Below are 26,884 nucleotides of genomic sequence, written 5' to 3'. Positions count from 1 at the left end.
CCGCGATGGGCGGTGATAGCGTCCGCCCATGTCCTGGTCCTTCCTGCTCACCTCGCTCATCGTCGTCGCCTCGCCCGGCACCGGCGTGCTCTATACGCTGGCCGCCGCGCTCACGCGCGGCTCGCGCGCCAGCCTCGCCGCCGCCTTCGGCTGCACGCTCGGGATCGTGCCGCATATGTGTGCCGCGATGCTTGGGCTCGCCGCGGTGCTCCACACCAGCGCGCTCGCCTTTGCCGCGCTGAAATGGGGCGGGGTCGCCTATCTGCTCTACATGTCCTGGCAGGCGCTGCGCGAGAGCGGGGCGCTTTCGGTCGAGGGTGACATCAGCGAGCGCTCGAGCGGCCGCGTCATCGTGACAGGCTTCCTGATCAACATCCTCAATCCGAAGCTGTCGATCTTCTTCCTCGCCTTCCTGCCGCAGTTCATCGCCGTGGACGAAGCCCATGTGCTGGCGCGCATGCTGGAATTGAGCGGCACCTTCATGGCGATGACCTTCGCGGTGTTCGCCGTCTACGGCCTGTGCGCCGCCTCGGTGCGCGAGCACGTCATCTCCCGCCCGCGCGCCATGGCCTGGTTGCGCCGCAGCTTTGCGGCCGGCTTCGCCGCGCTCGGCGCCAAGCTGGCGTTTGCGGAGCGGTAGTCCTCTCCGGGCAATAAAAAAGCGGGCCTCGCGCCCGCCACCTCTTACCCGACGCCCGGGCGGAGCGAGGCTCCACCCGGGCAAAGAACAAGCCTCGTTACTTCTTCTTCGCCTTCTTGGCCTTTTTCGCCTTCTTCTTCGTCGCCTTCTTCGCTTTCTTAGCCATAGGATCCTCTTCAGGGTTAATGGTGAAACGCGACACGAGGGATGCTAGGCGGAGGGCCAGCCTCGCAACATCCTCGACGACAAACTCAGCAGATTCGCAGCGCTCTGCCCCGCACTGTCACATACGTGTCATCGCGTTATCCACAGCTCAGATGCATTTTCAGGTGATTTTGGTCCGCGAATCCGCATCGCCCTGTCGGCGATGCCATCGCCCGCGACAGACTTAACGATCCGCCAACGGCCCCGGCATTCATGAATCCAAAACCAAAGGCGGAACTTTCGAAGGTCGCAGTGAGACTCCATTAAGCGCGTCGCGCGCATGATCACCGCAAGAAAACGGGGATGGGTCATGGACGGACGGTTGCCAGAGACGGGAGGCGGGACGCTGCGCGTGCTGCACGCGTCATGCTGAACGTCCCGACATTGTGGACCGTCTTCGTCGTCAACTTCCTGGCGCTCGGCGTGATCTGGGCCTACGTGACGCGGTCCTATCCGAAATTCGCCGCCGCGCGGTTCTGGATGGCATCGTCCTTCGTCGGCGCCACCGGTGCGATGACGGCGCTGGTCCGCCTGTTCGTCGCCTCGCCCTTGCCGCTGCTGCTCGGCGCCGCCGGCGTCATCGCCGCGAGCTGCTTCGCCGCCATGGGCATTCAGCGCTTCTATGACCGGCCGGTCTCTTGGCGCCTCATGACGGTCGCGGGATGCCTGAGCCTTGCCGGTGTCGTGGTCTTCATGGTGGGCTTCGAGCACATGCAGCTGCGCATGCTCAGCTACACGCTGGGTCAAGCCTTGCCGCTGGTGCTGGCGCTGCGCCTGCTGCTGTGGCCGCCCGAAGGCCGCGCCAGCCCGGGCGCACGGCTGTCCGGCATCGTCATTCTCACCATCATCGCGATTCTCGTGGCCCGCACGGTGGGCAACCTGCTCGGCCACGATCTGTCGGCGAAGGCCGGCGGCCAGACCCATGCCGTCATGGTGCTGGGGCTGCTGTTCCTGTCGATGACGCTCAATTTCGGCTTCCTGCTGATGGCGATGGACCGGCTCCGGGGCGAGGTCGCCGACCTCGCGCTGCTCGACGATCTCACCGGCGTCGCCAACCGGCGGCATCTGTTGCAGCGGCTGACCGAGGAATGCGCCCGCTCCGAGCGCAGCGGCGCGCCGTTCTCGCTGCTGGTGATCGATCTCGACGGCTTCAAGACCATCAACGACACCCACGGCCATGCCGCCGGCGATGCCTGCCTGAAGCACTTCACGCTGATGGCGCAGACGCGCCTGCGGCCCGGCGACATGCTCGCCCGCACCGGCGGCGACGAGTTCTGCGTCGTGCTGCCGTCCTCGTCCTTGCGCGAGGCCGCCGCGATCGCCCGCCGCGTGCTCGAGGTCTGCCGCCAGGATGCCGAGGCCTGCACCGGCAGCGACATCCCGATCGCGATCTCGATCGGCGTCGCGCAATGGGATCGCGGCATCGGCGCATTCCCGGACCGCCTGATGGCCAATGCCGACCACGCCCTCTATGCCGCCAAGAAGAACGGCAAGAACGACTTTGCCGTCTACGACCCGGTGCCGCCGCTGTCGCCCGCAGCGATCGGCCCGGACCACAGCCAGCGCACATTCGCGTAAGGCCGTGCTACATCGGGGGTCCGTGATTGGATCCCGCCTGATGATTGCCCGCCTGCTCGCAGCCGCCCTGGCCGCTCTCGTGTTGATCGTCCCCGCCATCGCCGAGGATGCCGAGCTGGCCAAGCTGGCGCGCGCCTCCGGCACGCCCGAGATGCCTGGGCTGAAGATCGTTTGGCTCGCGCCATGGGGCGACGTCGCCAACGCAAGGCCGTGGCGCAACATCATCGTGCACCAGACTGAAGGACCCGCAGGCTCGGCGCGAGGCGGCGCGCAGGCGCAGGCAAAGGCGCCGACGCGCCGTGGCGTCACGGTGTGGGTCGAGACCGACGGCACCGTCTATTGGGCGGTCGCGGAGAACCTGGTGCCGACCCATGGTGACGGCGCCAACCGCAACGACAACAAGTACATCGACAATCGCGCGACCTACCGCCAGGTCGTGCGCGACAATTCGATCGGCGTCGAGTTCGCCGGCAATTATCCCGACGTGACGACGGGCCCGACCGAGGCGCAGGTCGCGGCGTGGCAGATCCTCGTCAAGGTGCTGCGCACGCGCTACGACATCCCGCTTGATCACGTCTATGCGCACAATTGGATCGACTACAAGGACGCGCGCTATTGCGAAGGCTGCTGGCTCGCAACCCTGGCGCGGATGTGGGGAGAGTAGACGGCCGGCGTCACACCGGCTGCGACATCCAGCGGAAGAACCGTTGCATAAGTCCCGGCCGCCCCGGCAATTCCGGCGGCTCGTCCGCGGCCAGCACGCGTTTGTAGAAATAGTCCAGGAACACCATGTCGTTCGGCTCGGTGACGGTGAATGTCTCCTCGCCGAAGAACACGCTGTAGCCATAGAAGAACGGGCCCATGATGGGGATCGTCGCCGTGCTTGCATAGTCCTTGGAGATCACGAACTCGGACGGCTCCAATCCGTGCTCGCGCATCGCCTGCTCGACCAGCGGCAGCTTGCGCATGAACAGGGCTGAGAAGCCGCCGACGGTGGATTGCAGAATGATCGACATGGCGTCCGTCCTAGCGATGCTGTCGGCCGGTCGACCGGCAGCGCGGGTCAAGTCCGGGTTTGATGCTACGTCGGACGAGGGGAGGCGACTGTGATGTCCTGCACTCCCGCCACAATCACCGCTATGGTCGCGGACGTCGGGTTGCGCTTTGCACCAGACAAACAAAAAGCCGGCGTCGCCGCCGGCTTTCTGTCTCTTTCGATCCGCCAATCTCTCTTCGCGGCGAAGCCCCGCTTAGTGCGCGGCCTCCAGCGCGGCCTGTTCGGCCCTTGCGATCGTGCCCTTGACCGCGGACTGCACCTTCTCGAAGGCGCGGACCTCGATCTGGCGGACGCGCTCGCGCGACACGCCGAACTCGGCGGCAAGGTCTTCCAGCGTCATCGGCTCATCGGCGAGGCGGCGCGCCTCGAAGATGCGGCGTTCGCGCGGGTTGAGCACGCCCATGGCGCCGTTCAGCGCGTCACGGCGATGATCATACTCCTCGTGCTCCGCCATCATGGCTTCCTGGTTGGGCGTGTTGTCGACCAGCCAGTCCTGCCATTCGCCGGCCTCGCCGTCGTCGCGGATCGGTGCGTTGAGCGACGCGTCGCCACCGAGGCGGCGGTTCATGTCGATCACGTCCTGATCGGTGACGCCGAGGCGCTTGGCAATGATCTTCACCTGGTCGGGGCGCAGATCGCCTTCGTCCAGTGCGTTGATCTTGCTCTTCGCCTTGCGCAGGTTGAAGAACAGCTTCTTCTGGTTCGCGGTGGTGCCCATTTTCACGAGCGACCAGGAACGCAGGATGTACTCTTGAATCGACGCCTTGATCCACCACATGGCGTAGGTGGCGAGACGGAATCCCTTCTCGGGTTCGAAACGCTTCACCGCCTGCATCAGGCCGACATTGCCTTCCGAGACGACCTCGGAGATCGGCAAGCCGTAGCCGCGATAGCCCATGGCGATCTTGGCGACGAGCCGGAGATGGCTGGTGACGAGTTGGTGCGCCGCGTCGCGATCGTCATGCTCGCGCCAACGCTTGGCGAGCATGTATTCCTGCTGGGGTTCCAGCATCGGGAACTTGCGGATCTCGGCGAGGTAGCGAGATAGGCCGGATTCTCCATTGAGGACCGGCAAAGCAGCGGTACGGGCCATAGTGCGCCCTCCAAAGGTTCAGGCCCCCGATAGCGGCGGGCCAGGCAGACGACCGCTGTGTCAAAGCCGGCCGGGCTGCGATGTTCCGCGTCGGTCATTTCCAACGCAGGCGCAATATACCCCATGGGGGGGCAAAAAGGGAAGGATTGCTGACGTCACGTCCCCGTGTGGCAGCTATAATCTTTTGTAATGTAACGCTTTTCTTAAAGCCTCTGCGTCATAGCGCCGCTTTCAGGGCACTTTGAAGGAGAAGCAAATCCTCCGGCAAGGGCGCCTCCCAGTGCAGTAATTCTCCCGTCCTCGGGTGCTCCAATACCAGCAAATAGGCATGCAGGGCCTGCCGCCCAAGCGCGGTCAGGGCGGCTTGCGACTCGGGGCCGAGCTGGTTCGCCTTGGTCTTGAAATGCGGGCCATAGACGGCATCCCCCATCAGGGGATGGCCGATATGGGCGAGATGGACGCGGATCTGGTGGGTGCGCCCGGTCTCGAGCTCGCAGGCGAGCAGCGTCGCGATCGGCTTGCCGTCGCGGCCGTTGAAACTCTCCAGGATCTCCCAATGCGTCACCGCTTCGCGGCCGCCCTGGCGCACCGCCATCTTCTCGCGCGCATGCGGATGGCGGTCGATCGGCGCATCGACGGTGCCGCGGTGCCGGCCGGGCACGCCCCAAGCAAAGGCCATGTAGCCGCGCCGCATCTCGCCGGTGCGGCCGTGATCGGCGAACTGGGCCGACAGCGACGCGTGGGCCATGTCGTTCTTGGCGACCACCATCAACCCTGTGGTGTCCTTGTCGAGCCGGTGCACGATGCCGGGCCGGCGCACCCCGCCGATGCCCGACAGCGAAGCGCCGCAATGGGCGATCAGCGCATTCACCAGCGTGCCGGTCTCGTGGCCGGCTGCGGGGTGGACCACCAGCCCCTTCGGCTTGTTGAGGACCACGATGTCGTCGTCCTCGAACACGATGTTGAGGGCGATCTCCTCGCCCTTGGGCTCGGCGGGCGCTGCCTCCGGGACGTCGATTGTGATCGTATCGCCGGGACTTACATGATAAGCGGGGTCGCGGACCGCGGAGGCCTTCAGCTGGACTGCGCCCGCCAGGATCAGGGCTTTCAGCCGCGATCGTGACAGCTCGGTGAGGCGCGCCGCCAGCACGCGGTCGAGCCGGGCCGAGCCTTCGTCACCGGCGACGACAACCTCCAACCTTTGCGCAGAGCCAGAATTTTCCATGACGACGTCTGATACCGCTGTTCCCGAACCGAGCCCCGAGCAGGCCGCGCTGTTCGCGCGGGTGCGGCGGATGATGCTGATCGCGGGGTTGACCACGGCGCTGGCGATCTGCGCCGTGCTGATCGCGGTGGGCTACCGCCTTTTCAAGTCGGAGGGAAGGGCGGCCGAACCCGCCGGCGACGTCACCGCCACCCTGCCCAAGGGCGCCAGGATCGTCTCGACCGGGGTCGCCGGCGACCGCCTCGTGATCACCCTGGACCTGGGCGGGGTCACCGAGATCCGCACATTCGACGCCCACACCCTGAAGCCCGCCGGACGGCTGAAATTCGCCAATGAGCCCTAAAAGGCCCGTCGGGGTCCTTGCGGCGGACAAATTTCGAGGTTATTGGCTAGCCCTCACGCTCCCTTCGTCTAGCGGTTAGGACGCGGCCCTCTCAAGGCTGAAACAGGGGTTCGATTCCCCTAGGGAGCGCCAGTCAAATCCTAAGCCATTGAAAACCTGCACACTCTGGGCAACCATGTGAGCCTGGAAAACCGCCTGCTACTTGCGTAGCCCAGGAAGCGGTCCGCATTGGTTGTGCAATGGCAGTCCTGATCCCGAGCCTTGGCTTCGCGCGCTTCGACAGCCGTGGGGAGCTTCGACTCGCCGAACGTCTCAAGGATTTCCTCGAAGAGAACGCCGTCGTTTGGCACAACCTTCCCGTCGGCCCCCTCAACCGCCATCCGGACTTCATCATCGTCCATCCCGCGAGCGGCCTGCTCGTGCTCGAGGTGAAAGACTGGCGTCTGGAGACGATCGTCTCGGCGGACAAGACGCAGGTCGAACTGCTGACACAGCGTGGCGTCGTGCGGGAGAGCAATCCGCTCGAGCAGGCGCGCAAATACACGTTCGAGGTCTTGCGCACGCTGGAGCGCGACGGGCAGCTGCTCTTTCCCCCCGGTCATCGCTTCGCGGGCCGCACGCTTGTGCCGTTCGGCCACGGCGCCGTGTTCACCAACATCACGCGCAAGCAGTTCGATCAGACCGACCTCAAGGAGGTGTTCCCCGAGCAACTCTGTGTGTTCAAGGACGAGATGACGGAAGGCGCCGATCCCGAGGAATTCCGGTCGAGGTTATGGCGCATGGTCTATCCGCGTCTCGGAGAGCTGCTGTCTATGCCGCAATTCGACCGGCTGCGAGCGCTGCTGTTTCCCGAGATCCGGATACGGCAGATCGCCCTGCCTTTGGAGGATGCGCCGAGGGCGGATCCTTCGGACCGCACGCTTGCGGTCATGGATCTGCATCAGGAGCAGTTCGCGCGCAGCCTTGGGGAGGGACATCGAATCATCCGCGGCGTCGCCGGATCGGGCAAGACCCTGATCCTGGCGTTCCGGGCCGAGTATCTGGCGCGCGCGGCGGCAAAGCCGGTGCTGATCCTGTGTTACGCCAATGGCATCGCAGGGCGACTCGAAGATGCCATGCAGAGCAGGGGCGTGGAGGACCGCGTTCAGGTTCTCACCTTTCACTCCTGGTGTTACCGGATGCTGCGAACCTACGGAATCCCCGCGCCCTCGGAGCGCGACTACCCGGACTATGCGCAGCGGTTGGCCGCCAGCGTTGCCGCGGTCGTGGACGCGGTCGATCAGGGCCACATCCCGCCGGAGCAATATGACGCCGTCCTGATCGACGAGGCACACGATTTCGAGCCGCGTTGGCTCGCGCTTGCAGCCAAGATGGTGAACCCGCGCACCAGGGCGCTGATGGTCGTCTACGACGACATCCAGGCCATCTACAAAGGGCGTGAACGCCCGGTGTGGAGTCAGCTCGGAATCGAAGCCAAAGGCAGAACCACCGTGTTGAAGGTCAACTATCGCAACGCTGCGCAAATCGTCGCCTTCGCGAGACGCTTCGCTGCGGATGTCATTGGCGCTCCCGGCACGACGGCCGACGACGAGCACGCCATCCTGTTGCCCGAAGACGCCGGCCGGCAGGGGCTGGAGCCGGACGTGCGGCGGTGCGTGAGCGTCGATGCGGAAGCTCACTGCGTCGCCGAGTGGTTCCTGGACCGGAAAAAGGCCGGGTACGAGTGGTCGCAGATGGCGTGCCTCTACCCCGAGCACTGGATCGGTGGGAAAGTCGCACAGATCCTGGCCAAGCACGGCGTGCCGATCGACATGGCCAAGGACAATCGCAACCGGGTCTCGGTCAAGCGCGTGGCCGTGCGATTCTTGAGCATGCATTCCGCGAAGGGCCTCGAGTTTCCCTGTGTCGCCATTGCCGGCCTGGGCCTGCTCGGCCGCCACGGCGAGACCGTCGAGGAATGCGTGCGACTGACCTATGTCGGCGTGACCCGGGCGACGCACGAGGCGCTGCTGACCTATTCGAGTGAAACGGCGTTGGTGCAGCGTTTGATCGCGTAGACCAACGCCGCGACCGCGATCTCTACCTGGTTGTTCCACATAGAGTCCGACCAATGGCATTGGCGATCAATATCCGGGCCGACAACGAGTCAGCAGGCGAGATCGAGCGGCTGTGGGATCAGGTTGCCGTGTTCGAGGCCGAACCTTCGATGCGCGCCCTCGGCTATCGGCCACATTTCACATTCGCGATCTACGACGAGCCTGCGGTCGACGAGAAGGCCGTGTGGGACATCATGCTGGCAGCTGTCGCCGGTGAGACGCAGTTGCGGATCGCATTCAACCAAATTCGCTGGTTCGAAGGTTCTCCGCTCGTCCTCTGGGCGGAGCCGGAGGCCGATGAAACCTTGGCTCGCATCCACCGCGCGATCAGCGCGGCCATCGATCCAGCCCATTGTCGTCCTCATTACCGGCCCGGTGCCTGGACGCCCCATTGCTCGCTCGGCACTGCCATTGCCGACGAACGGCGCGATGATGCGATTGCCTTTGCGCGGGCGTTTGATCGCAGATTTCAAGTGCTGTTCGACGTCGTGGATTGCGTCGCCTTTCCGCCGGTGCGGATTATCGCCGAGCGCAAATTACCATCTTAGCTGATCGTCGTCCTTCGCCAATGATCGCAATGTATCATGCCTTGCGAGCGCTCCCTCACGCCGTCGTCCCGTCGATCGACCGGCGGATCACTCCCTGCACCTCCGCGTTCGACAGGAACAGGTCGTGGTTGACGATGCCCCAGCCTTCCGCTGACGCATCGATCACGCGCACGCCGAGCCGCGCGATCGCGGCTTTCTCGGCGGCGCCGACCCGGGTCATTCCGCCTGCGAGCTGTCCCGACAGCGCCAGTGCGCGATCGTTCGTCGAGGCGATCACGGTGATCTTGCCGGCGAGCGGGCCAATGCGCTGGATCGCCGACGAGAACACGTCCATGTCGATATCGGGCGAAGCAAACACCACCGCGCCGATCTTGCCGGTGACCGTCTCGCCGTATCGCGCATGGAGCTGGCGCAGGCTTTCGAGCGTCAGCATGGTTCCCATGCTGTGCGCGACGATGTGGACGCGGCCAGCGCCGGGCGAGGACACCAGCGCCGAAAGCACGCGCTCGAAATCGTCGCGCGACCACATCGCGCTGTCGCGGTCATAGGCATAGTCGAACAGTCCGGCCTTGGAGGGCCAGGCGAACACCATGGTCCGGCCACGGAACCTGATCGCATCGGAGAGATAGGCGCCATCCAGCACCGCCGTCTCGAACGTCTGCTTGAAGCCGTGCACATAGATCAGCACGTCCCCGCCGCCGGCCTGCACGGCGAGATCGCCGGCGTCGGTTGGCGCGGTCTCGATCCGATCGAGACGCCAGCCGCCAAGTCCAACCGAGGCGAGCGACAGGCGGCTCTCGTCGGGCGCCACCAGCTTGGCCCGCGCGACCGTCATGCTCGTCGCGCGCTCCGGACCGAACCAGGGTTTGGCGCGAGCACCATTCACGGGCTTGCGCGTGGTGGCGACGAGCACTGTGGAGTCGACGGAGAGCGACGAGGCATCGTAGCGCGCGCCGGTCGCACCGAGCCCGGCGCATCCGCCGAGCGCGAGCGCACTGCCCCCCGACATGAGTCCGCCGAGCACAGCGCGGCGCGACATGGAATGACGGGAGTCTCGTTGCAGAAGATGTCGGACGATCACACGGAACCCTCGGGAACTTGCCCACCGTAACGCCGCCCCGTCTATCCCCTGAATGACAATGGGGGCGAGAAGACGGCGGAGCCTCCTCGCGCACATCATGGTGTTCGGGTGATTGCCCGGTCAGTCGACGATCTCGATGGAATGGACCTCGCACCAACCCCGCAATGCCCGCTTTGTCGCCTTGTTCCGATAGTCATGCCAAGCATCGATCGCTCTCCGTTGAGAGAGGAGGGTCTTGAATTTCTGATAGGCGCCGCGCTTGCTGAAGATGTCGCGAACGTCGTCCAGGTCGCTCGGCAGGTGCTTGCGGACGAAATCCAGCACAAGCGGCTTGCCGAGGCTGAGATCTCGCGAGTTCGGCATCGGCAGGTATTTGGTCTCGTCGTCGATATCGTCAGGCAGTTCGTCGTCTTCGAGCTCCTGCAGGGTGTTATCGTCGAACTGATAGTAGATCTTTCCTGTCTGCCTGCAGACGAAGGTGCGGCACTCACTCATGCCGCCACTGGCGTCGGCGAACTCGAAAGCCTGAAGGATGTCTCCAAAGCGAGCTGGCATGATCGGCTCCATCACGGCGAGCATACGGGGAAGCGGCCAAATAAAATACAAGCACAGTTTGGGACGAAGTGCCGCCCGTCGGGCAAGACACCCTGATCCACTGTCAACCCCTCTACCCAAAAATATTCCACTTTACCGAAATTCGGATTTGTCGTACGTGTCGGCCATCCCAGCCCACCAAAGGGGCGGTCGTACGTCGTTTCGAGCGCGGGCTGGGAGTTGCGATGGACGCGGGCGGCGTTAAAGGCGGAGCCTGCGCGTGCAGGGGATCACCTCGTGAGCATCGTGACCCGCAAAGACGAACGGCGCCTCTCGCGTACGGCGAAACTGTGTGGTCCTGGCCGTCGTTGCTACGGTCAAGCCTCTTGCGGAGATGCCAGCGAGCCCGACCGGGCAGACTGCATCATCCAATTCGCGGGGCGAGGGAGGCCAAAGGAAAGGTCGGCTCCCGGGAGAGCGCGGCATAGGCCGTCAAACCACCGCGCAGGGAAGGCCTGGTTTCGGCTGCCCTGTGTCTCCCCCTGTGCATTGCGTGCGCATCTGTTCAGCACGGGGGTCTTTACGGGTGCCAGCCGGCGCCCCGCCTTCCCTGCGCCCTTTCCTTCGAGAGGGTGAGGAGAAAAGCATCACTCGGGTAAATCATGCCGCGAGGATGCGCGCGCTTGTCCGCGATCTGCCCGCCGGATGATCTTCCCTATGAGCATGCTGCGTCGGCTTCAGTGGAGGTGGTGGTCGCTTCCGGAATCTGCCTTGATGCGATTCCGAGGTGGAGGGAGTGACGATATGAGCGGCTTGGTGATCTCTCGCGGCCGGGTGGTGGATCCCGCGAGCGGGATGGATGCGATCGGCGACGTGGCGGTGGTGGATGGCAAGATTGCCGCGGTCGGCTCGTCGCTGGGCGGCGCCGAGCGGGTGATCGACGCCACCGGGCTCGTGGTCGCCCCCGGCTTCATCGATCTGCACGCGCACGGCCAGTCGATCCCCGCCGACCGCATGCAGGCGTTCGACGGCGTCACGACCACACTCGATCTCGAGGCCGGCGTGCTGCCGGTCGGGTCCTGGTACGAGCGCCAGGCGAGAAAAGGCCGCGTGCTGAATTACGGCGCCGCCACCAACTGGGCGTTCGCGCGCATCGGCGCGATGACGGGCTCCAACGCCGAGAGCTCGCTGGAGGCGTTCGGCAACGCCATGCGCGACCGCCGCTGGATGGACAATGTCGCGACCGACGCCGAGGTCTCGGGCATTCTCGAACGTCTTTCGCGCGGGCTCAACGAAGGCGGTATCGGCATCGGCATCCTCAATGCTTACGCGCCGGGTGCCGGCGTGCAGGAGCTGACCGCGGTCTGCCAGCTCGCCGCAGCCAAGGACGTGCCGACCTTCACCCATGTCGCCTTCATGTCGCGGATCGACCCCGAAAGCGCGGTGGAAGCCTATATCCGCCTGATTGGCTATGCCGGCGCGACCGGCGCGCACATGCACATCTGCCATTTCAACTCGTCGAGCAAGACCGATGTCGAACGCTGCCGCGTGCTGATCGCGAAAGCGCAAGCACAGGGCCTGCCGATCACGGTCGAAGCCTACCCCTACGGCACCGGCTCGACCGTGCTGGCCGCCGCCTTTTTCAGCGACCCCGAATTCGTCGAGCGCAACGGCACCGGTTACGATTCCGTGCAGCGCGTCACCGACGGCTATCGCTTCCACGACCGCGAGGAGCTGTTGAAGGCGCAGGCGGAAGAGCCGTCCTCGCTAGTGCTTTGGCACATCCTCGACACCGAGCATAACGCGCATCACCGCGACCTCCTCGACATGTCGGTGCTGTATCCCGGCGGCGCGATCGCCTCCGACGCCATGCCGTGGACGACGTCGGACGGCAAGACCTACACCGGCGACGCCTGGCCGCTGCCCGACGATGCCACCTCGCATCCGCGCTCGGCGGGCTGCTTCACGAAATTCATTCGCGAATGGGTGCGCGAGCGCAAGACCGTCTCGCTGCTGGAAGGCGTGCGCAAATGCGCGCTGATCCCGGCGGAAATCCTGTCGCAGAGCACGCCCGCGATGCGCGCCAAGGGCAGGCTCGCGAAAGACGCGGACGCCGACATCGTGGTGTTCGATTACGAAAAGCTCTCGGACCGCGCCACCTTCACGGCGATGAACCGCCCGTCTGAAGGCGTGCAGCATCTGATCGTCAGCGGCCAGCCGCTGATCCGCGACGGCATCCTCGATGTCGACGCGCGGCCGGGAAAACCCGTGCGCCGCCCCGTCGTCGAGAGCTGAGCCATGCCGGTCCCCATTCTCCTGGTCACGGGCTTTCTGGGGGCGGGCAAGACCACGGTCGTCAATCATCTGCTGGCGCATGCGGAGGGACGGCGCATCGCCGCAATCGTCAACGATTTCGGCGCCATCAACATCGATGCGGAGTTGATCGCGGGCGCGAGCGACGGCGTGGTCAGCCTCGCCAATGGCTGCATCTGCTGCTCGCTCGAAGGCGATCTCCTGCGCACGCTCTCGACGCTGCTGCGCCGCGATCCGAGGCCCGACTATATCGTGATCGAGACCAGCGGTGTCGCCGACCCCTCCGATATCGTCCGCAATCTCATGGACCCCGTGATCCTGCGCGAGGCGCCGCTGGAGACGGTGCTCTGCGTGCTGGACGCTGGCACGCCGCCGTCAGCTCTGGACGACGCGCTCCAGCGCTCGCAGCTCCGCGTCGCCGACATCGTGGCGCTCAGCAAGCTCGATCTGGCGGACGAGGGCGCGGGTGCGCGAATGCGCGCGGCCATTCGCGCCCAGCGCGTTCCCGCCGTGGTGGTCGATGCGAAGCATGGCGAGATTCCGTCCGCGCTGCTGTTCCCCGCGCATGTCGCTCGCGCGCCGGCGCCGCGCGAGCCCGGCCCGAAACGGCCGGCAGAGGACCGCTTCGAGACGCTGAGCTGGACCTCGGAGCGCCCGCTCTCGCTACCGCGCTTGCAGCAGGCGATCGGCAAGCTGGCGCCGAAGCTGGCGCGTGCAAAAGGCCTGTTCGAGACGGTCGAGCAACCGGGCCGCCAGATGGTGTTTCAATTTGCCGCCGGCCGCGCCACGCTCGCCCCGGGCGATGCGCCCGCACCGGGCGTGCCACGCGCGCGGATCGTCTTCATCGCCGAGCTCGGGGTGCTCTCGCGCGCCGAGCTCGACGGCATCATGGCGGCGTGCGTTGCGGATTGAAACCGGAGCCAGCTCACGCGAATTGCGCCAGCCCGTGGCCGACCGACCAGTTCTCCTTGGGCGCATCGAGCACGTTCACGAACACGTCCTCGGGCCGGATGCCGGGGCTTTCGCCGAGACGATCCGCGACGCAGCGATACAGCGCCTTCTTCTGCTCGGCGGTCCGCGAAGCGAATACGGTGATCTGGATCAGCACCGCATCGTCGCTGCGCACGACGCCGTAGGCGTTGCCGCAGCGGAAGTTCGCGCGCTCATGCTCGGTGATGGCCATGAAGGCGTCGCCGTCGGGCACGTCAAGCGCTTCCCGCATGGCGCCATAAAGCCCGTCGAGAATCGCCTGCCGGTAGGCTTCGGACTTGCCGGCGCGCATGGCGATATGAAGCAGAGGCATGAGCTGGTCCCTTTGCATGCGGGCCGATCCGGCAAGGCGAATGTGCGCCGCGGGTTCGGCCCCATTGATATGGGCTATCAATTCCGATCAGTTTTTGACACGATGTCTAGAAAGCACATTCTTGACATCGTGTCAAATACTGCAGGAGCAGAGTTTGCGGCCACGGGAATTCGATCATGACGAGGTCCTGCGCATCGCGTTCGACCAGTTCTGGCGCAACGGCGTGCGCGGCACTTCGCTGTCGGACATCGCGCGCGATGCCGGCGTCCAGCGCGGCAGCCTCTACAATGCTTTCGGCAGCAAGGAGGCGTTGTTTCTGCAGGCGTATGAACGCTATGCCGGGGATTATCTTGCGGCGCTGCGGAAGGCGCTCGCGACGGGCTCGTTGCGCAAGCGCCTCACCGCGTTCTTCGATCTGACCATCAGCAATTTTCGCGCAGGCAAGCCGTCGCGGGGATGTCCGACCACGCGCGGCTTGATGGAGCTCGGCTCGGCCGAAGGCGAAGGGCTCGACGAAGAAGCGCGCCAGGCCCTTGCGAGCCTCATTGCGCGTATCACCGCACTGGTTGAGGACACGTTGTCGGCAGGCGCGGCGCGGGGCGAGTTCAACGGCGATCCCGCGGCCGCGGCGCTGCACATCATCACCGTGACGCGCGGCCTCGCCGTGCTCGAACGTGCCTTCGGCGACGAGCCGCAGCTGCGCAAGATCGCCGCGCACACGATCGATCTCGTGCTGGGCAGGAAGGGCGCCTAAGCCTCAGCACAGTGCAAGCGCGTTGACCGCGCGTGTCGCGGCATCTTCCTTGCCGGAGCCGACCAGCTGGCCGACGATGGATTCGAGCTCGCCCGGCTGCTTGCGGCGCGCGGCCGCCAGCAGCTGCATCAATTCGGTCTCGTCCTTCGACAGGCGCCGGCAGGACGGCGGCATGAAGCACAGCTCGCACGGCCGGCCACTGCGCAGGATTCTGACGAGCGCGGCAGCCCGCGCTACCAGCAACGGACTGTCGGAGATGCCCGGCGCCTCGTCGGCAAAGCGATAGGCCGCTTCCCAGCAATCCGACGCGCCGGTGGTATAGGCCGCCCCGATGAACCGGAACAACGACAGCGCGACGCGGCAGAAGTCATCGTAGCTTTCGACGCAGGGACGCGCCGCAAGCGCGGCCTGAAGCGGACAGAGCCGTGGCTGGCCGGCGTTCGGGATCGTGACAGAACCGCAAATATCCGGGGGCATGAACGATCTCGTCAGTGCAATGTCGGGCTTCCGACCAGCCAGCTCTTCATCGCCATGGTCCGGTCGTGGTCGAAAGACCGCAGCTGCCGGTCGGGCAGGATGAGACCCGCCATGCGGAAGATCGTCGCGAGCCCGCGCACGGGCGCGAGCGCCCAATCGGCGCCGACCGGCGGCAGCCAGCTCTCGAATTGTTCGCGTACGATGTCGATGCGATCCTGTTGTGCTGCGGCGATGGCGTGCAAGATTCCGTGCTCGCTGTCCGACACGCGCGGACAGGTCGGGCAGTGCACCTCGATGGCGGTGTGGGCCGTGCAGGCGAAGATCTCGATGATGGATTCCAGCGAGAGCACGGCATCGCCCACGCGAAAATGGTCGTACACCTCTTTGATGTCGGCTGCGGTAGGAACCGGGCCTCCGCTGCGGGCCTTGGCGCGGAAGCCCCAGATGAAGAGCCGTTCGGCCGCGCTCAGCGCCGGCAGGTCCAACGACCGGTGTTGTATCGATTGATGCATGGAGCCTCTGGCGTCTGCAGCGCGCACGCCGCCTTTGATCTGCGCGATCGTTCCGCCAGAGCGTCTCGCAAGTCAACGCTCGCGGGCGCGATATCGAGGTGTTCTAGAATTGCAATCGGGATTTCGCATCAGAGCCGAGTGGCGAACGCCCGTAAAAACACGTTGAACGAATCCAATCTTGAATCCTTCGAACCGTACCATGTTGCCGCAGATGCCATGGAAAGGCGCGGCGCGGGATTCGATTTACGACGCCTTAAGCCGATCAAGTCATACCGGGCCTATTCGGGCGATGGTCGAATTGCCTCAGACATTGATTTCATGCGGCGCTCGCGTGTTGCTGCGCCCCGTCTCCAGAGAGAACGACTGTGCTGAACCAGATCTCGATCCGTACCAAGCTCTTGAGTGCCGTCCTGGCGATGGCGGTGGCGATCTGCTGCGTGACCGGTATTGCACTGTGGTCGATGTACCAGCGGATGTACCAGGACAGGGTGAACGTCCTGAAGGCCATGGTCGATGCCGGCTACAGCCTTGCGGAAAAGTTCGAGGCCGCGGCCGTGGCGGGCCAGCTGACCCGCGAGGACGCGCAGGCGCGCTTCAAGGACGCGTTGCTGAAGATTCGCTATTCCGGCGACGAATATCTGTTTGCCCATACCTACGATCAGGTCGGCTTCGCTCATCCAAGCCCCAAGCTGATGGGCAAGGACGTCTCCGGCATCAAGGACAGCAACGGTGTTCCCGTCATCCCGGCTCTGCTCGACATCGTGCGCAAGCAGAACGAAGGCACCTACGCCTATGACTGGCCGTTGCGGCAGGACGATCCGAAGACGGCGGTGAAGCTGTCCTACGTCAAGGGTTTCGCGCCCTGGAAGGTCTTCATCGGAACGGGCGTGTTCGTGAACGACATCTGGACCGACTTCATGGCGATGGTCTGGAAGATCGTCGGCATCATCGCGCTGCTCGCGCTTCCGGCGATCGGGCTCGTCGGCCTCGTCGGCTTTGCCGTCAGCCGCAGCATCCGCGGCGTCAGCGCCGCGATGCAGGCGCTCGCCGACGGCGATCTGTCGATCGACCTGCCCGAAGCGAAGCGGGCCGACGAAGTCGGGCAGATGGCGCGCGCGACGACATATTTCCGCGACCGGATGGCGGAGAGCGAAAAATTGCGCACCGAGCAGGAGAGATTGCGCTTGGACACCGCAGCCCAGCGCAAGCAGGACATGTATCGTCTCGCCGACGATTTCGAGCACGCGGTCGGCGCGATCATCGAGACGGTGTCGCAGGCCGCCGGCAACCTCGAGAGCTCCGCGGGCACCCTGACCTCGACCGCCGACAGGTCGCAGGACCTTGCCAGGACGGTGACCGCCGCCTCCGGCGAAGCTTCGACCAACGTCCAGTCGGTCGCGGCGGCGACCGAGGAGCTCAGCTCCTCGATCACGGAGATCAGCCGGCAGGTGCAGACGTCGGCCCGCATGGCCGGCGATGCCGTCGCGCAGGCGCACAAGACCAACGAGCGGGTCAATGAGCTGGCGCGGGCTGCCAGCAGCATCGGCGACATCGTCGCGCTCATCAACGGCATCGCGGCACAGACCAATCTCCTCGCGCTCAACGCCACCATCGAGGCGGCGCGCGCCGGCGAAGCCGGCCGCGGCTTCGCCGTGGTCGCCTCGGAGGTGAAGCTGCTGGCGGAGCAGACCGCCAAGGCCACCGGCGAGATCAGCGAGCAGGTCAGCGGGATGCAGGCGGCGACCGGCGAGTCCGTCGCGGCAATCAAGGAAATCGGCGACACCATCGGCGGCCTTTCGGAAATCGCCTCCGCGATCGCCGCGGCGGTGGAGGAGCAGGGCACGGCGACGCAGGAGATTTCGCGCAACGTCCAGCAGGCCGCGCACGGAACGCAACAGGTGTCCACGGGCGTCGCCGACGTGCAGCGTGGGGCGTCCGAGACCGGGGCGGCATCGTCCCAGGTTCTGTCCGCGGCACGCTCGCTCGCCGCCGACAGCGCAAGCCTGAAGCAGAAGGTCAGCTCCTTCCTCACCTCTGTCCGCGCGGCCTGAGGGAGGCCTGAATTCCGGGAACCGGAATGCTTAAGGCTTTGCTAAGGGGATCGGGATAAATTGGCATGTCTGTACCGCCAATTTTGCGAGCCCCGATGATTTTCTCCCGCATCAGTTTCAAGCTGGTCCTCATTGTCGGCATCAGCCTGCTCGGCATGATCGCGCTGGCGCCGATCGCCCTGTCGACCGTGCGCAGCCAGATGGTCGCCGACCGTCAGGCCAAGACTCAGCACATGGTCGATGTCGGCTACGGCATTCTCGCCCACTATCAGAAGCTCGAGAGCGAGGGGAAACTGCCGCGCGAGCAGGCCCAGGCCGCCGCCATGGCCGAGATCAAGAGCCTGCGCTACGACAAGGTCGAGTATTTCTGGATCAATGACATGACCCCCAAGATGGTCATGCATCCGATCAAGCCGGAACTCGACGGCAAGGATCTGTCCGGCATGAAGGATCCCGCCGGCAACGCGTTGTTCATGGGCTTCGTTGACGTCGTCAAGAAGCAGGGCGCCGGCTTCTATGGCTATCTCTGGCCCAAGCCCGGCTTCGACCAGCCGGTCGGGAAAATCTCCTATGTGAAGGGCTTTGCGCCCTGGGGCTGGATCATCGGCACCGGTATCTATCTCGACGACGTCGACGCCGTGTTCCGCCAGAACGCGATGACGTTCGGCTACGTCTGCCTCGCCGTGCTTGTTCTGGTTCTCGGCGCCTCGTTCCTGATCGGACGCAGCGTCACCCGGCCGCTGGCCACGATCACGGCGCTGACCGAGCGCCTCGCCGCCGGCGACAGCGCTTTCGAGGTGCCCTACACCGACCGCAGCAACGAAGTCGGTGCGCTTGCCAAGGCACTGGCCGTGTTCAAGGACAATGCGTCGGCGGTGGGCCGGATGCATGCCGAGCAGGAAGAGATGAAGCACAAGGCCGACGACGAGAAGCGCAAGGCGATGGCCGATCTCGCCGGCAAGTTCGAGGCGAGCGTCCAGGCCGTCGTCCGCGACGTCTTCAACGAGGCGCGCGCGATGCAGCAGGCCGCGCAGGGCATGTCGGAGACCGCGAACAAGGCGAGCGACCGCGCGAGCTTCGTCGCCACGGCCTGCCAGCAGGCTTCGAGCAACGTGCAGACGGTCGCTTCCGCGGCCGGCGAACTGTCGTCATCGATCTCGGAGATCAGCCAGCGCGTCGCGCAGGCCGCGACCGTGGCCGACAAGGCCGCCGCCGACGGTCAGCGCACCAACGACACCGTGCAGGGGCTGGCTGCGGCTGCGCACAAGATCGGCGAGGTCATCGACCTCATCAACCAGATCGCCTCGCAGACCAATCTGCTCGCGCTCAACGCCACCATCGAGGCGGCGCGGGCCGGCGAAGCCGGCAAGGGCTTTGCGGTGGTCGCGAGCGAAGTCAAGTCGCTGGCGAGCCAGACCGCGAAGGCGACCGACGAGATCGGCGCGCAGATCACCGCGATCCAGGCCGAGACCAATCAGGTCGTCGGCAACATCGAGAGCATCCGCGCCACCATCATGGAGGTCAACGAGATCTCCTCGTCGATCGCCGCGGCGGTCGAGGAGCAGGGCGCCGCGACGCAGGCGATCGCCCACAGCGTACAGGAGGCGGCATCCGGCACCGACCAGGTCTCGCAAAACATCTCCGGCGTGACCGATGCGACCGCAGAGACAGGGCAGGCCGCCGGGCTCGTGCTGCAGTCGAGCGGCCGCCTGACCCAGAAACTGCAAACCCTCGAGAACGAGGTCAGCGTCTTCGTCGCGGGCGTCCGCGCGGCGTAACGAAACGCGCTGCACCTTCCTGGTATTTCCGCGTCGCGGCATCGGTCGCGGCGCGGATGCTGTTTTCCTTGACATGACCTCTGCCGTGCTCGACGTGTAGTGACGTCGAGCGACGGCACGTGCGTGCCTGCGCGAAGAAAAAAAGCAGCACGGGAAGACGTCATGAGCGCAGGCCTCAACGAACAGGACTACCTCGCCACCTTGCGCGGCCTGTGGGACAAGGCCTGGCCGAAGGGCCTGCCGCGTTCGCCGAACTATCTGCACGGCGAAGTTCCCTTGACGGAATATCTGCGCGCCTGGGCGAAGCGCAGTCCCGAACGTCCCGCGGTGATCTTCTACGGCCACGTCACGACCTATGCGGATCTCGACCGGCAGAGCGACCGCTTCGCGGCGCTGCTGGCGGCCAAGGGCGTGCGCAAGGGCGACCGCGTCGCCGTGTTCTTGCCGAACTGTCCGCAATTTCACATCGTGTTCTTCGGCATTTTGAAGCTCGGTGCGATCCACGTTCCGGTCAGCCCGCTGTCGCGCGCGTTCGAACTGTCCTACGAGCTCAACGACACCGGGGCCGAGGTGATCGTCGCGCTCGACCAGCTCGTCCCCGTCGTCGATCAAGTCCGCGGCGAGGTGCGCCTGCGCGAAATCATCGTCACCAGCTTCGCCGACGTCGTTCCGGCAATGCCTTCCTTTCCCGCGCCGGACTCGATCCGAGGGCCACGCGTTGCGGTCGCAAACGCGACTGATCTGCTGCCGGCGCTCGCGGCGCTACCTGCGCCATCGCCGCTGCCGGCGCCCGGGCTCGACGATGTGGCCGCGCTCAATTACACCGGCGGCACCACCGGCATGCCCAAGGGCTGCGTCCATACCCATCGCGACATGGTCTATACGGCGGCCGCCAATTACGGCATCTCGGTGCTGTCGGACGAGAGCAGTGTGTTCCTGTCGTTCTTCCCTGAGTTCTGGATCGCGGGCGAAAATTTCGGCCTGATCTTTCCGCTGTTCTCCGGCGGCACACTGGTTCTGCTCGCGCGCTGGGACGCCGTCGGTGCGATGGCGGCGATCGACAAGTACCAGGTCACCATCACCGCCATGCCCGTGGATGGCGCGGTCGAACTGATGGACCATCCGCGCTGGCACGAGTTCGATCTGTCGTCCTTGAAGCAGGTCCGCGTCGTCTCCTTCGTCAAGAAGCTCAATGCCGACTACCGCAAGCGCTGGAAGGATCTCACCGGCACGATCCTGATGGAGGCGGCCTGGGGCATGACGGAGACCCACACCTCCAACACCTTCACGGCAGGCTTCCAGGACGACGATTTCGATCTCAACAACCAGCCGATCTTCGTCGGCCTGCCGGTTCCCGGCGCAGAGTTCAAGATCACGGATTTCGAGACCGGCGCGCTGCTGCCGCTCGGCGCCGAAGGCGAGATCCGCGTGCGGACGCCCTCGCTGCTCAAGAGCTACTGGAACAAGCCGGAGGCGACCGCCGAGTCGCTCGTCGACGGCTGGCTGCGCACCGGCGATATCGGCGCCATCGACAAGGACGGCTTTCTGCACTTCCTCGGCCGCCGCAAGGAAATGCTGAAGGTCAAGGGCATGAGCGTGTTTCCGCCGGAGATCGAGGCGCTGCTCGGCCAGCATCCGAAGGTGTTGGGCTCGGGCGTGGTCGGGCGCGACGATCCCGACAAGGGCCAAGTGCCGGTCGCCTATATCCAGCTCAAGCCGGAGGCGGTCGGCACCATCTCCGCGGAAGACCTGCGCGCCTGGTGCGCCGAGCGCATGGCCGTCTACAAGGTTCCGGAAGTGCGTATGATAGATGCCCTGCCGCTGACGGCGACGGGCAAGGTGAAGAAGCAGGATCTCAATCCCAATGTGCCTCCTGCTGCCTGAGTGAGAGAGACGATGTCGTTCAAGAAGCTCCTGATCGCCAATCGCGGCGAGATCGCCATCCGCATCGCGCGTGCCGCCGCCGATGCCGGCATCGCGACGGTCGCGATCCATCCCGCCGACGACGCGCTGTCGCTGCACGTGCGTGTTGCCGATGACGCGATCGAAATCCCCGGCCGCGGCGCCCGGGCCTATCTCGACATCGAGGCGGTGGTGACGGCGGCGAAGAGCGCCGGCTGCGATGCCGTCCATCCCGGCTATGGCTTCCTCAGCGAGAACGCGGCGTTTGCTAAGGCCTGCGCCGACGCGGGCCTCACTTTCGTCGGACCGAAACCGGCTGCACTCGAATTGTTCGGCGACAAGGTTGCGGCACGGCAACTCGCAAAACGCTGCGGCGTCCCCATCATCGCCGGCACCAGCGGGCCGTCGAGCCTCGAGGAGATCACGGCGTTCTTCACCTCGCTCGGCAGCAACGCGGCCATTGTCATCAAGGCGATGGCCGGCGGCGGTGGGCGCGGCATGCGCGTGGTGGAGAGCGCGGTCGATCTCGCGGAGGCCCATGCGCGCTGCCAGTCGGAAGCCAAGGCCGCCTTCGGCTTCGACGGCGTCTATGCCGAGCGCCTGATCCGGCAAGCGCGCCATATCGAGGTGCAGATCATCGGCGACAAGCATGGCGCGATCTCGCATCTCTGGGAGCGTGAATGCACCATCCAGCGCCGGCACCAGAAGCTGGTCGAAGTCGCCCCGAGCCCCTCGCTGAGCGATTCCCTGCGTGGCCGCATCATCGAGGCGGCGAGGCAGCTTGCGACGGCGGCCTCTTACGACAATCTCGGCACGTTCGAATTCCTGGTCGACGGCACCGCCGAGGACAGTTTTGCCTTCATCGAGGCCAATCCCCGGCTGCAGGTCGAGCACACCGTGACCGAAGAGGTTCTCGGCGTCGATCTTGTCCGCGCCCAGCTCGCGGTCGCCGCGGGCGCGACGCTGGCTTCGCTCGGCCTCGCGCAAGGGTCGATCCCGAAGCCGCGCGGCCATGCCATGCAGCTCCGCGTCAACATGGAGACGCTGGACGCCGGCGGCGCGACGCATCCGACTGGCGGCGTGCTCGCCGTGTTCGAGCCGCCCTCCGGGCCCGGGGTGCGCGTCGATAGTTTTGGTTACGCCGGCTACAAGACCAGCGCGGCCTTCGACTCGCTGCTGGCAAAAGTCATCGTGCATACGCCGGGCGAAGCCTGGCACGACGTCGTCGCCAAGGCGTCGCGCGCCCTGCGCGAATTCCGGATCGACGGCGTCGTCACCAACATCGCCTTCCTCCAGGCGGTGCTGGCGCATCCAGATTTCAAGACCAACCGCATTGCGACCGACTTCATCGATCGCAACATCGCAAAGCTCGTCGATGCCGCCGATGGGGCGGCCAAGCCGCTTTACTTCGCCGCGACCGAGCAAAGCGGCGGTCACGGTATCGAAGCGCATGTCGCACAGGTCGTGCCCGAAGGCACGGTGATGGTCGCAGCTCCCCTGCAGGGCACCATCGTCACCATCCAGGTGAAGGAAGGCGAGATCGTGCGCCCGGGCCAGCAGCTCGCCGTGATCGAATCCATGAAGATGGAACATCTCGTCATGGCCGAGCAGGGCGGCCGTGTCATGAAGCTCGTGGCCGGCGACGGCGTCACGCTGCTGCATGGCGAAGCCATCATGTATCTGGAGCCGCTCGACGTTGCGGCCGACCACTCGGCTGCGGAAGCCGACGTCGATCTCGACCACATCCGTCCTGACCTCGCCGAGCTGATCGCGCGTCAGGCCAACACGCTTGACGAAAATCGCCCGGCCTCGGTCGAGCGTCGCCGCAACACCAACCAGCGCACCGCGCGCGAGAACGTCGCGCAACTCGTCGACGAAGGCTCGTTCATGGAGTATGGCAGCCTCGCGATCGCGGCGCAGCGGCGCCGGCGCAAGCTCGACGACCTCATCAAGAACACACCGGCCGACGGCCTCGTCATGGGTGTCGCCACAGTGAATGGCGAGAAGTTCGGGCCCGAAGACGCGCGCTGCATCGTCGTGGCCTACGACTATACCGTGCTCGCGGGCACGCAGGGCCACATGAACCACAAGAAGATCGACCGCATGCTGACGCTGGCGGAAGACTGGCGCGTGCCGCTGGTGTTCTACGCCGAGGGCGGCGGCGGCCGACCCGGCGACACCGACCGGCTCGGCATGACCGGGCTCGACGGCCCGTCCTTCGTGCAATTCGCAAGGCTGTCCGGCCTCGTCCCGGTCGTGGGCGTGGTCTCCGGCTATTGTTTCGCCGGCAACGCTGCGATGCTCGGCTGCTGCGACGTCATCATTGCGACCAGGAACGCCTCGATCGGCATGGGCGGTCCCGCCATGATCGAAGGCGGCGGGCTCGGCGTCTATCATCCGGCCGAGGTCGGCCCGGTCTCGTTCCAATCGCCGAACGGCGTCATCGATATCCTGGTCGAGGACGAGGAAGAGGCAACGCGCGTTGCGCAAAAATACCTGTCCTATTTCCAGGGCGCGGTGACGGATTGGGAAGCGGCCGACCAGCGTCTGCTGCGCCGCGCGATCCCCGAGAATCGCTTACGCGTCTACGATATCCGCAGCGTGATCGATTTGGTCGCCGACAAGGACAGCGTGCTGGAGCTGCGCCGCGACTATGGCGTCGGCATGATCACCGCGCTGATCCGCATCGAGGGCAAGCCGTTTGGTTTGATCGCCAACAATCCGCGCCATCTCGGTGGCGCAATCGACGCCGATGCCGGCGACAAGGCCGCGCGCTTCCTGCAGCTTTGCGACGCCTTCGATCTCCCCATCGTCTCGCTCTGCGATACGCCCGGCTTCATGGTCGGCCCCGAGGCCGAAAAGACCGCGATCGTCCGCCACGTCTCGCGCATGTTCGTGACAGGCGCGAGCCTCACCGTGCCGCTGTTCGGCATCGTGCTGCGCAAGGGCTATGGTCTCGGCGCGCAGTCGATGATCGGCGGCGGTTTCCACGCCTCGTTCTTCACCGCGGCCTGGCCGACCGGCGAGTTCGGCGGCATGGGCCTGGAGGGCTATGTCCGCCTCGGCTTCCGCAAGGAGATGGAGGCGATTGCCGATCCCGAAGAGCGCGAGACGTATTACCGCAACAAGGTCGCCGAGCTCTATGCCAACGGCAAGGCCGTCTCGATCGCCTCGGTGTTCGAGATCGACAACGTCATCGACCCCGCCGAGACGCGGCGCTGGATCATGGCAGGGCTCCGTTCGGTGCCGAAGCCGCCGGCCAGGGCGGGGAAAAAGCGGCCGTGTATCGACACGTGGTGAGGGCGGTGCAGCAATAGCTCCTTCCCGGTTCCCGATTGACATCCCCGCCTGTGGTGCCAGACTTTGCACAATAATACAGGGTGGAGACGTCCGCGATGGCCAGCCTTTCGGCCTCGAACCATGTCGCCCGTGTCTTGTCCGTCGCCAATCATGTGGCCGACGTCGACGCCTCCTCGCGCATTGCCAATTCCTGGCGGCGCTCCCTGATCAGCCACAAGCTCGATCCCGCCCGCCGGGGACCGCCGCAGACGCTCACCGAAGCCGAGGTTCGGCATGTCGCCGAACCGATGGAGGAGACGATCCGGCTCGCCACGTCCGAGCTCGAGGATCTCGCGCGCGTGTTGCGGGACGCCGGCTATTGCGTCAATCTCGCTGATGCCAACGCGACCATGCTGTTCAGCCGCTTGCCGGGCGAGGCCGACACCGAGATCTTCCTGCGCTGGAAGGTCTATACCGGCTCGAATTTTTCGGAGGCCCAGGAAGGCACCAACGGGCTCGGCACCTGCCTTGCCGAGCAAAAGCCGATCCTGGTTCATCGCGACGAGCACTTTCGTGAGCAGTGGGGCATCTTCTCCTGTGCGGTGACGCCGCTGTTCGATCCTGCCGGCCGCATCGCCGGCGCCGTCAACATCACCTCGTGTCGTGATGACCTCAGCCGCGCCGCGCACCAGCTTGCGCTTGCGGTCGCGATGCAGGCCACGCGCCGCATCGAAGGCGCGATCTTTCGCGAGCATTTCCGCAATGCCTGGATCGCCACCGTGCCGGGCGATGGCGGCAGCGGCCTCGTCGCCTATGACGATGATCGTCGCGTTGTCGGCGCATGCCGGTCCGCGCGCGCCCTGCTGGGCCTCACCGACGGTTTGATCGCGTCCGGCATCGACCTGTCGCGCTACGTCAAGTTCGATCACCACGCTGTGCGCGGTGCGGACGACATCGTCCAGCTGCGCCGCGCCGACGGCAGTCCGTTGGGGCAGGGCCGGATCGCGCCGCCGCAGCGCGCGCGGCCGCTCATCAGGCGCCGCGATCCGCCCGTCGATCGTTTCGATGCGCTGCATCGGCTCGCGGGGCGCGATCCCGGGCTGATCAGAAGCGTGAAGCGGCTCGGGGCCGTCGTCGATCACGACCTGCCGGTGCTGCTGCAGGGCGAGACCGGCGTCGGTAAGGATGTGTTCGCGCGCGCCATTCATGCGGCGAGCCACCGGGCACGCAACAATTATGTCGCGCTGAATTGCGCGGCGATGCCCGAGAGCCTGATCGACGCCGAGCTGTTCGGCTACGAGGCCGGCGCCTTCACGGGCGCGCGCCGCGACGGCTCGAAGGGCCTGATCGTGCAGGCCGACGGCGGCACGCTGTTCCTCGACGAGATCGGCGACATGCCGATCGCGCTGCAGACGCGACTGCTCCGCGTCCTGGAGAACCGCGAGGTCTGGCCGCTCGGCGCGCTCAAGCCCGTCGCCGTCGACATCCGCCTGATCAGCGCCACCCACCGCGATCTCGGCCGCCGGGCGGAAGAGGGCGCCTTCCGCGCCGATCTCTACTTCCGCCTGCGCGGCATGGAGGTGCGGCTGCCGCCCTTGCGCGAGCGGGCGGATCGGGACGACATCATCCGCCAGATCGCGCGCGATGAGGCGCCGAATTGCCGCTTGTCGGATGAAGCCTGGGCGCGACTCTCCGCCTATTCGTATCCCGGCAACATGCGCCAGCTCCGTCATGTATTGCGGCTCGCCGGCTGCACGGCGGAGGATGGCGTGATCACCGATGCCGATCTCGATCTACCGCCGTTCGGGGGATGCGCGGAGCCTGATCTCGAAGCGGCCGAGCGCGCCACGATCGTCGAGGCGCTGCGCAACCATGGCGGCCGTGTCACGGAGGCGGCGCGTGCGTTGAAGCTGAGCCGTGCAACGCTGTATCGCAAGATCAAGCAGCTGAAGATCGAGACGGCGCAGTAGGCGGTTAACAGTTCACGACGCGGCGCTCTTTCTTCCCCTCTCCCCTTGTGGGAGAGGGTGGCTCGCCGCGCAGCGGCGAGACGGGTGAGGGGTCTCTCTCCGCGAGTCCAATTCTCGTTTCAATACGCGGATAGATACCCCTCATC

The 26,884-nt window shown here is 65.6% G+C and carries 22 protein-coding genes and 1 tRNA gene; 15 read left to right on the top strand and 8 right to left on the bottom strand.

Features of this window, described 5'->3' with window-relative positions; all coding sequences use genetic code 11:
* Window positions 1-28 precede the first annotated feature (28 nt).
* From RPS27_RS15230 to RPS27_RS15220, 3 genes are all read left to right on the top strand, one after another.
* Window positions 29-640: a LysE family translocator gene (locus RPS27_RS15230; RefSeq protein ID WP_212068051.1), complete on the top strand. Its 612-nt coding sequence runs from the start codon at window positions 29-31 to the stop codon at window positions 638-640.
* A 570-nt stretch (window positions 641-1,210) separates the two neighbouring features.
* Window positions 1,211-2,422 (top strand): GGDEF domain-containing protein, encoded by a 1,212-nt coding sequence (locus tag RPS27_RS15225; protein WP_194406199.1) that lies wholly within the window; start codon window positions 1,211-1,213, stop codon window positions 2,420-2,422.
* A 40-nt stretch (window positions 2,423-2,462) separates the two neighbouring features.
* Complete coding sequence (locus RPS27_RS15220) at window positions 2,463-3,086, top strand: N-acetylmuramoyl-L-alanine amidase (protein WP_212068052.1); 624 nt, start codon at window positions 2,463-2,465, stop codon at window positions 3,084-3,086.
* Between the two features lie 10 nt (window positions 3,087-3,096).
* On the opposite strand, the gene RPS27_RS15215 is transcribed toward RPS27_RS15220, so the two are convergent.
* From RPS27_RS15215 to RPS27_RS15205, 3 genes are all read right to left on the bottom strand, one after another.
* Entirely contained in the window at window positions 3,097-3,438 is a 342-nt protein-coding gene (locus RPS27_RS15215) for a hypothetical protein (protein ID WP_212068053.1), read from the bottom strand.
* 234 nt (window positions 3,439-3,672) lie between these two features.
* Entirely contained in the window at window positions 3,673-4,572 is a 900-nt protein-coding gene (rpoH, locus tag RPS27_RS15210; protein WP_100178250.1) for an RNA polymerase sigma factor RpoH, read from the bottom strand.
* Window positions 4,573-4,789: 217 nt separating this feature from the next.
* Window positions 4,790-5,797 (bottom strand): RluA family pseudouridine synthase, encoded by a 1,008-nt coding sequence (locus tag RPS27_RS15205; RefSeq protein ID WP_313754106.1) that lies wholly within the window; start codon window positions 5,795-5,797, stop codon window positions 4,790-4,792.
* On the opposite strand from RPS27_RS15205, the gene RPS27_RS15200 reads away from it, so the two are divergent.
* The 4 genes from RPS27_RS15200 to RPS27_RS15185 all read left to right on the top strand — a co-directional run bounded on the left by RPS27_RS15200 (window position 5,796) and on the right by RPS27_RS15185 (window position 8,784).
* The gene (locus tag RPS27_RS15200) at window positions 5,796-6,140 is read left to right on the top strand and encodes a hypothetical protein (RefSeq protein ID WP_212068055.1); all 345 of its coding nucleotides are present in this window, start codon (window positions 5,796-5,798) and stop codon (window positions 6,138-6,140) included. The genes RPS27_RS15205 and RPS27_RS15200 overlap by 2 nt on opposite strands.
* Window positions 6,141-6,197: 57 nt before the next feature.
* Window positions 6,198-6,272 (top strand) — tRNA-Glu (locus RPS27_RS15195).
* A 107-nt stretch (window positions 6,273-6,379) separates the two neighbouring features.
* Entirely contained in the window at window positions 6,380-8,197 is a 1,818-nt protein-coding gene (locus RPS27_RS15190; protein WP_212068056.1) for a DEAD/DEAH box helicase, read from the top strand.
* Window positions 8,198-8,250: 53 nt separating this feature from the next.
* A complete protein-coding gene (locus tag RPS27_RS15185) occupies window positions 8,251-8,784 on the top strand; it encodes a 2'-5' RNA ligase family protein (RefSeq protein ID WP_212068057.1) in 534 nt (177 codons plus the stop codon).
* Between the two features lie 55 nt (window positions 8,785-8,839).
* Here the strand turns inward: RPS27_RS15185 and RPS27_RS15180 are convergent, their stop codons facing one another.
* Window positions 8,840-9,793 carry an alpha/beta hydrolase gene (locus RPS27_RS15180; protein ID WP_249132079.1) on the bottom strand — a complete coding sequence of 318 codons (954 nt, stop codon included), beginning with the start codon at window positions 9,791-9,793 and terminating at the stop codon, window positions 8,840-8,842.
* A 192-nt stretch (window positions 9,794-9,985) separates the two neighbouring features.
* Window positions 9,986-10,432 carry a hypothetical protein gene (locus RPS27_RS15175; protein WP_313754204.1) on the bottom strand — a complete coding sequence of 149 codons (447 nt, stop codon included), beginning with the start codon at window positions 10,430-10,432 and terminating at the stop codon, window positions 9,986-9,988.
* A gap of 771 nt (window positions 10,433-11,203) precedes the next feature.
* On the opposite strand from RPS27_RS15175, the gene RPS27_RS15170 reads away from it, so the two are divergent.
* Complete coding sequence (locus tag RPS27_RS15170) at window positions 11,204-12,694, top strand: amidohydrolase family protein (protein ID WP_313754105.1); 1,491 nt, start codon at window positions 11,204-11,206, stop codon at window positions 12,692-12,694.
* 3 nt (window positions 12,695-12,697) lie between these two features.
* Window positions 12,698-13,624, top strand: a complete 927-nt coding sequence (locus RPS27_RS15165) for a GTP-binding protein (protein WP_212068060.1) — start codon at window positions 12,698-12,700, stop codon at window positions 13,622-13,624.
* A gap of 13 nt (window positions 13,625-13,637) precedes the next feature.
* On the opposite strand, the gene RPS27_RS15160 is transcribed toward RPS27_RS15165, so the two are convergent.
* Window positions 13,638-14,015, bottom strand: a complete 378-nt coding sequence (locus RPS27_RS15160) for a tautomerase family protein (protein WP_194406210.1) — start codon at window positions 14,013-14,015, stop codon at window positions 13,638-13,640.
* A 154-nt stretch (window positions 14,016-14,169) separates the two neighbouring features.
* Here RPS27_RS15160 and RPS27_RS15155 point away from each other — a divergent pair, with 154 nt between their 5' ends.
* Window positions 14,170-14,769: a TetR/AcrR family transcriptional regulator gene (locus tag RPS27_RS15155; RefSeq protein WP_212068061.1), complete on the top strand. Its 600-nt coding sequence runs from the start codon at window positions 14,170-14,172 to the stop codon at window positions 14,767-14,769.
* A 3-nt stretch (window positions 14,770-14,772) separates the two neighbouring features.
* Here RPS27_RS15155 and RPS27_RS15150 read toward each other — a convergent pair whose 3' ends face one another.
* Together RPS27_RS15150 and RPS27_RS15145 are read right to left on the bottom strand one after the other, a co-directional pair.
* A complete protein-coding gene (locus RPS27_RS15150; RefSeq protein ID WP_212068062.1) occupies window positions 14,773-15,246 on the bottom strand; it encodes a hypothetical protein in 474 nt (157 codons plus the stop codon).
* 11 nt (window positions 15,247-15,257) lie between these two features.
* Entirely contained in the window at window positions 15,258-15,758 is a 501-nt protein-coding gene (locus RPS27_RS15145; protein WP_212068063.1) for a hypothetical protein, read from the bottom strand.
* A gap of 365 nt (window positions 15,759-16,123) precedes the next feature.
* Between RPS27_RS15145 and RPS27_RS15140 the strand changes: the two genes are divergently transcribed.
* From RPS27_RS15140 to RPS27_RS15120, 5 genes are all read left to right on the top strand, one after another.
* Window positions 16,124-17,809, top strand: coding sequence for a methyl-accepting chemotaxis protein (locus RPS27_RS15140; RefSeq protein ID WP_212068064.1), 1,686 nt, complete (start codon window positions 16,124-16,126; stop codon window positions 17,807-17,809).
* A gap of 95 nt (window positions 17,810-17,904) precedes the next feature.
* Window positions 17,905-19,587, top strand: a complete 1,683-nt coding sequence (locus RPS27_RS15135; RefSeq protein WP_211418397.1) for a methyl-accepting chemotaxis protein — start codon at window positions 17,905-17,907, stop codon at window positions 19,585-19,587.
* 162 nt (window positions 19,588-19,749) lie between these two features.
* On the top strand, window positions 19,750-21,471 hold the full coding sequence (locus RPS27_RS15130; protein WP_313754104.1) for an AMP-binding protein: 1,722 nt from the start codon (window positions 19,750-19,752) through the stop codon (window positions 21,469-21,471).
* A gap of 12 nt (window positions 21,472-21,483) precedes the next feature.
* The gene (locus tag RPS27_RS15125; protein WP_212068066.1) at window positions 21,484-24,789 is read left to right on the top strand and encodes a carboxyl transferase domain-containing protein; all 3,306 of its coding nucleotides are present in this window, start codon (window positions 21,484-21,486) and stop codon (window positions 24,787-24,789) included.
* 95 nt (window positions 24,790-24,884) lie between these two features.
* Window positions 24,885-26,738, top strand: coding sequence for a sigma-54-dependent Fis family transcriptional regulator (locus RPS27_RS15120; protein ID WP_212068067.1), 1,854 nt, complete (start codon window positions 24,885-24,887; stop codon window positions 26,736-26,738).
* Window positions 26,739-26,884 lie beyond the last annotated feature (146 nt).

Source organism: Bradyrhizobium sp. WYCCWR 12699, assembly GCF_032144035.1.
Classification (GTDB): domain Bacteria; phylum Pseudomonadota; class Alphaproteobacteria; order Rhizobiales; family Xanthobacteraceae; genus Bradyrhizobium.
Note: the sequence above shows the minus strand (reverse complement) of the source record. Positions and strands in the feature narration are given on the sequence as shown.

Excerpts from the sequence above, each read along its gene's own strand:
- RPS27_RS15190 (WP_212068056.1), top strand. The coding sequence starts at position 6,380 with ATGGCAGTCCTGATCCCGAGCCTTGGCTTCGCGCGCTTCGACAGCCGT.
- RPS27_RS15230 (WP_212068051.1), top strand. The coding sequence starts at position 29 with ATGTCCTGGTCCTTCCTGCTCACCTCGCTCATCGTCGTCGCCTCGCCC.
- RPS27_RS15130 (WP_313754104.1), top strand. The coding sequence starts at position 19,750 with ATGAGCGCAGGCCTCAACGAACAGGACTACCTCGCCACCTTGCGCGGC.
- RPS27_RS15215 (WP_212068053.1), bottom strand. The coding sequence starts at position 3,438 with ATGTCGATCATTCTGCAATCCACCGTCGGCGGCTTCTCAGCCCTGTTC.
- RPS27_RS15165 (WP_212068060.1), top strand. The coding sequence starts at position 12,698 with ATGCCGGTCCCCATTCTCCTGGTCACGGGCTTTCTGGGGGCGGGCAAG.
- RPS27_RS15180 (WP_249132079.1), bottom strand. The coding sequence starts at position 9,793 with ATGTCGGGGGGCAGTGCGCTCGCGCTCGGCGGATGCGCCGGGCTCGGT.
- RPS27_RS15185 (WP_212068057.1), top strand. The coding sequence starts at position 8,251 with ATGGCATTGGCGATCAATATCCGGGCCGACAACGAGTCAGCAGGCGAG.
- RPS27_RS15120 (WP_212068067.1), top strand. The coding sequence starts at position 24,885 with ATGGCCAGCCTTTCGGCCTCGAACCATGTCGCCCGTGTCTTGTCCGTC.
- RPS27_RS15200 (WP_212068055.1), top strand. The coding sequence starts at position 5,796 with ATGACGACGTCTGATACCGCTGTTCCCGAACCGAGCCCCGAGCAGGCC.
- RPS27_RS15125 (WP_212068066.1), top strand. The coding sequence starts at position 21,484 with ATGTCGTTCAAGAAGCTCCTGATCGCCAATCGCGGCGAGATCGCCATC.
- RPS27_RS15150 (WP_212068062.1), bottom strand. The coding sequence starts at position 15,246 with ATGCCCCCGGATATTTGCGGTTCTGTCACGATCCCGAACGCCGGCCAG.
- RPS27_RS15145 (WP_212068063.1), bottom strand. The coding sequence starts at position 15,758 with ATGCATCAATCGATACAACACCGGTCGTTGGACCTGCCGGCGCTGAGC.
- RPS27_RS15225 (WP_194406199.1), top strand. The coding sequence starts at position 1,211 with ATGCTGAACGTCCCGACATTGTGGACCGTCTTCGTCGTCAACTTCCTG.
- RPS27_RS15205 (WP_313754106.1), bottom strand. The coding sequence starts at position 5,797 with ATGGAAAATTCTGGCTCTGCGCAAAGGTTGGAGGTTGTCGTCGCCGGT.
- RPS27_RS15135 (WP_211418397.1), top strand. The coding sequence starts at position 17,905 with ATGATTTTCTCCCGCATCAGTTTCAAGCTGGTCCTCATTGTCGGCATC.
- RPS27_RS15220 (WP_212068052.1), top strand. The coding sequence starts at position 2,463 with ATGATTGCCCGCCTGCTCGCAGCCGCCCTGGCCGCTCTCGTGTTGATC.
- rpoH (WP_100178250.1), bottom strand. The coding sequence starts at position 4,572 with ATGGCCCGTACCGCTGCTTTGCCGGTCCTCAATGGAGAATCCGGCCTA.
- RPS27_RS15160 (WP_194406210.1), bottom strand. The coding sequence starts at position 14,015 with ATGCCTCTGCTTCATATCGCCATGCGCGCCGGCAAGTCCGAAGCCTAC.
- RPS27_RS15175 (WP_313754204.1), bottom strand. The coding sequence starts at position 10,432 with ATGGAGCCGATCATGCCAGCTCGCTTTGGAGACATCCTTCAGGCTTTC.
- RPS27_RS15170 (WP_313754105.1), top strand. The coding sequence starts at position 11,204 with ATGAGCGGCTTGGTGATCTCTCGCGGCCGGGTGGTGGATCCCGCGAGC.